Source organism: Streptomyces sp. WELS2 (genome assembly GCF_013870595.1).
Classification (GTDB): domain Bacteria; phylum Actinomycetota; class Actinomycetes; order Streptomycetales; family Streptomycetaceae; genus Streptomyces.
This window is the reverse complement of record NZ_JACBWZ010000550.1, coordinates 1-4,281: the sequence shown is the minus strand read 5'-3', so window position 1 is coordinate 4,281 and position 4,281 is coordinate 1. Positions and strand designations below refer to the sequence as shown.

Genomic DNA, 4,281 nt, shown 5'->3' with positions numbered 1-4,281 from the left:
ATACCGTGTGCGCTCCCTCGACGTCGTACCGCCCGGCTCCGCCGAGCCGGAGGTACGCGGCATGCTCGACCTGGACTACCCGGCCGACTGGTCCCGCAAGAAGGACGGCACCGACCTCCGGCCGCACCTGAGCACCGTCGACGCGCTCGTGCTGGGCGTCCAGCTCGCCGAGCTGCAGCTGACGCACGCCTACGGGCTGAGCCCGGCCGACCGGCGCACCGTGCGCCTGGCCAAGGTGGCGCTGCGGGCCGGCATCGAACCGCAGGAGGACCTGCGCGACGTGCCGCTCTCGGCCCGGCTGCGCACCACCGAGCCGTCCGGCGACCGGTACCGCTCGGTGCACGAGTGCACCGTCGGCAACCTGCGCGTGCGCTGCGAGACCGAGCATCCGATCGTCACCCGCGCCGGGGCCGGTGCCCGCTTCGGCAGCCTCACCGAGGCACTCGGCCCGGGCGAGAACCGCTTCTACGGCGAGGGGTTCAAGTTCCGCCGGCACGAGATCAACGGCGTCGAGGTGGACGGCCGGGAGCACTCCGCCACGGCGGCCGTGCGCTTCGGCCGGACCGCCGGCTCGCCGGACCCCGGCGAGGGGATAGCGGCGGGGGAACGGCCCACGGTCAGCCTGATCGACTGCTTCGTCGTCAACCTCCAGCTGGCGCAGGTGCTGATGTACGAGCTGGACGGGATCGACCGCGCCGAGAGCAACACCCTCTGGATGACGCAGACCGTGCTGACCGCGCCCGAGGAGGCACGGGAGGCCGAGTTCACCGAGGGCCTGCCGCTCACCACCCGCGCCGCCCTCACCGACAAGCGCCTGCTGACGCTGCGCGGAGGCGTCTGGCGCAGCGTCGGACTGAGCGGCCTGCTGGCCGGCATCACCATGCGCTGCACCTTCGCCCACGAACTGCCCGCCCGCGTCGCCGCCACCGCGCGCTGACCCGCCGACACGACAAGGAATCACCCATGCGTCTGTCCATCTCCGGCACCTACTCCGCGGGGAAGACCTCCACCGCGATCGCCCTGTCACACCTGACCGGCATACCCCGCTCGCCCGCCAGAACCATCCGCGAGATCATGCCCGAAGCCGTCCCCGGCAAGGCACTCCACGAGGTCACCCCGGCCGAGTACATCCAGCTCGCCGTCCGCCGCCATGTCGGCCGCGCCGTCAACGAGGCACTGCTGGGCGACAGCTTCATCGCCGACGGTTCCTCGCTCCAGGAATGGATCTACGCCGCCGTGCGCGTCGAGTTCGGCATGGACCCGGGCGTCGCCGTGCCCGGCACCACACCGCGGAAGACGCCCGAGATGACCTTCTTCGAGCAGGTCACCGCCCAGCTCGGCCACTACTTCAAGCAGCACGTCAAGGCGTCGTTCGACGGCTTCGTGCACCTCAGCAACGAACTGACGCTCTCCGCCGACGGCCACCGGCCGATGAACGAGGGCTTCCGGGCCGCCTGCGACTCCAGGCTGCTCGCCGCCCTCGACGAGCTGGAGATCCCGTACTTCATGGTCTCCGGCACCCCCGGCGAGCGGCTGGAGAAGATCGTCGCCCACTTCGAACTGCCGACCGTGTGCGACGTGGACGAGGCCATCGCCCGCGCCCAGGCGGAGTACGCGCAGATCGACTGGCGACTGGAGCGGGAGCGCTCCACGACCAAGGCCGCCTGAGGTCGCAGCAGAACGTCTCAGAAGGAAGATCACAGCCATGTCTGTCACTCAGAACGACGGCGCCGCGGCCTCCCCGGCCTCAGCAGCGCCCGCCCCGGCCCCCACGGCCGACCCGGGCCCGTACGCCAAGCGCTGGCTGATGCTGCCGGTGATCCTGGCCGCCATGTTCATGGCGCAGTTCGACCTCTACGTGGTCAACGTCGCCGCCCCGTCGCTGGAGCACGATCTGCACGCCGGGCAGGCCGCGCTCGAACTCATCGTCGCCGGCTACGCGTTCACCTACGCCAGCGGTCTGATCACCGGTGGCCGGCTCGGCGACCTGTACGGCTCCCGCGCGGTCTTCCTCACCGGCACGCTCGCCTTCACCGCCGCCTCGGTGCTGTGCGGCATCGCCCAGACACCGGGTGAGCTGGTGGGCGCCCGGCTGATCCAGGGCCTGACCGGCGCCGCCATGGTGCCCCAGGTGCTGGCGCTGATCACGGCGACCTTCCCGCCCGCCGAGCGGGCACGGGCGCTGTCCTGGTTCGGCGTCACGGTCGGCGTCGGCGCGGTCGCCGGACAGGTGCTCGGCGGCGCGCTGCTCGAGGCGGACGTGGCCGGCCTCGGCTGGCGGGTGATCTTCCTGGTCAACTTGCCGATCGGCCTGGTCATGCTGGCCTTCGCGGCCCGGCTGCTGCCCCGCCGCAAGCCCACCGCTCGGCCGGCGCTCGACCCGCTCGGCGCCGTCGGCGTCCCGGTCAGCCTGGCGCTGGCCCTCGTGCCGCTCGTCCTCGGCCGGACCGAGGGCTGGCCGGTGTGGACGTGGATCTGCCTGGTCGCCTCGGTTCCCGCGATGGCGCTGACCCTGCTGTGGGAGCGCAGCCTCGCCCGCCGCGGCGGGCAGCCCCTGCTGAACCTGTCGCTCTTCGGCGACCGGGCCTTCAGCCGCGGCCTGGTGGTCAGCATCGCGACCTTCGCCGGGTTCTTCAGCTTCATGTTCACCCTGACCCTGGTGCTCCAGTCGGGGCTCGGCCTCGCGCCGCTGGAGGCCGGGTTCACCTTCACGCCGCTCGGCCTGGCCTTCTCCGGCGCGTCCATCGCCTCCCAGCGGATCACCGCCCGCTACGGCAGCCGCATGATCACCACCGGTGGTTCGATCGCCGCGATCGGGTTCGTCGTCCTGCTGATCGTGCTGGCCGCCTCCGGCGACCACACCAGCGCCGCGCGGCTGATCGGCCCGATGGTGCTGATCGGCCTCGGCAACGGCCTGGCCGTGCCCGCCCTGGTCGGCTCGGTGCTCGCCGGGGTGCGCCCGCAGCAGGCCGGTGCCGCGGCCGGCGTGCTGACCACGGCCCAGCAGTTCGCGAGCGCCGCGGGCGTCGCCGCGATCGGCTCGGTCTTCTTCGGGGTCCTCGGCACCCCGCACGGCGTCGGCTCGTACGCCTCCGCCTTCGAGTGGGTGGGTGGCATCGGGCTGGTGCTGGTGCTGATCGCCGCCGCGGTCAGCCTCACCCTGCCCCGCCCCGCCAAGTGACGCAACCGTCCACCACGTGCCCGTGACCGGCCGCCGCACGGCCACGACCGAGAGAGGAACCGGCATGACCGCCATCCCCCAGGGGACCACCCCCGAGGCCCGCAAGCAGCGGATCGCCCTGCTCTTCGAGCACATCATCACCAAGGGCGAGCTGGAGCTCGCGGACAAGCTCTTCCACGAGGACTTCGACTGGCCCCAGTTCGGACTGCGCGGCCCCGAGGGCGTGCGCACCTGGGTCCGGGCCTTCCGGACCGCCTTCCCCGACATGATCGACCTGGTCCAGGAGCAGTGGGCCGAGGGCGACACGGTGATCACCCGCGTCGAGTGCACGGGCACCCAGCTCGGCCCGTTCCGGGGCCTGCCGCCCAGCGGGCGGCGGGCGACCTTCACCGCCATCGGCATCGACCACTTCGACGGCGACAAGGTGATCTCCCGCTCGGCGCACTTCGACATCGCCGACCTGATGCGCCAGTTGGGGCACACCACGCTGGACGTCCCGCCGGTCAACCAGCCCTGACAAACGCGAACCGTGTCCGTCGGGCCCGCTCACCGGGCCCGACGGGGCCGGACAGCCCCGCCGGGCCCGTCGGGCCACGTCCAGGAGACCGCTCAGGAGACAAGGCATGAAGCCGCCACCATTCGCCTACCACCGGCCGGACACGGCTGAAGAAGCCGTGCGACTGCTCACCGAGTACGGAACCGACGCCCGCGTCCTCGCCGGCGGCCAGAGCCTGCTCCCGCTCCTCAACCGCCGGCTGGTGCGCCCCACCGCGCTGGTCGACGTCGCCCGGCTCGCCGCGCTGCGGGGAACCGGCCGGCAGGACGGGGCTGTGCGGGTCGGCGCCCTGACCACCCACGCCGACCTGGAACGCATCGCGGATCCCCACATCCGGGACACCCTGCCCGTCCTGCCGGAGACCGCCCGGCTGATCGGTCACCTTCCCGTCCGCGTCCGCGGCACCGTCGGCGGCAGCCTGGCCCACGCCGACCCCGCCGCCGAGTGGTGCCTGCTCGCGGTCCTGCTGGACGCGGACCTCGACGTCCTCGGCCCGCAGGGACGACGCGCCGTCGCGGCCCGGGAGTTCTTCACCGGTGCGCAC

Annotated in this window: 5 protein-coding genes; all 5 read left to right on the top strand. The window is 72.6% G+C overall.

Annotation, left to right across the window (positions count from 1 at the left end; genetic code table 11):
• A partial coding sequence (locus H5J33_RS25375) for an AvrD family protein (RefSeq protein ID WP_181797192.1) occupies positions 1-937 on the top strand: 937 nt, incomplete at its 5' end.
• Positions 938-963: 26 nt separating this feature from the next.
• Positions 964-1,668, top strand: coding sequence for an AAA family ATPase (locus tag H5J33_RS25370; RefSeq protein ID WP_181797191.1), 705 nt, complete (start codon positions 964-966; stop codon positions 1,666-1,668).
• 37 nt (positions 1,669-1,705) lie between these two features.
• Positions 1,706-3,181 (top strand): MFS transporter, encoded by a 1,476-nt coding sequence (locus tag H5J33_RS25365; protein WP_181797190.1) that lies wholly within the window; start codon positions 1,706-1,708, stop codon positions 3,179-3,181.
• A 64-nt stretch (positions 3,182-3,245) separates the two neighbouring features.
• Positions 3,246-3,698, top strand: a complete 453-nt coding sequence (locus H5J33_RS25360; protein ID WP_181797189.1) for an ester cyclase — start codon at positions 3,246-3,248, stop codon at positions 3,696-3,698.
• Positions 3,699-3,804: 106 nt separating this feature from the next.
• Positions 3,805-4,281: xanthine dehydrogenase family protein subunit M (locus H5J33_RS25355; RefSeq protein WP_181797188.1), on the top strand; the 477-nt coding region annotated here is incomplete at its 3' end.

Excerpts from the sequence above, each read along its gene's own strand:
- H5J33_RS25370 (WP_181797191.1), top strand. The coding sequence starts at position 964 with ATGCGTCTGTCCATCTCCGGCACCTACTCCGCGGGGAAGACCTCCACC.
- H5J33_RS25365 (WP_181797190.1), top strand. The coding sequence starts at position 1,706 with ATGTCTGTCACTCAGAACGACGGCGCCGCGGCCTCCCCGGCCTCAGCA.
- H5J33_RS25360 (WP_181797189.1), top strand. The coding sequence starts at position 3,246 with ATGACCGCCATCCCCCAGGGGACCACCCCCGAGGCCCGCAAGCAGCGG.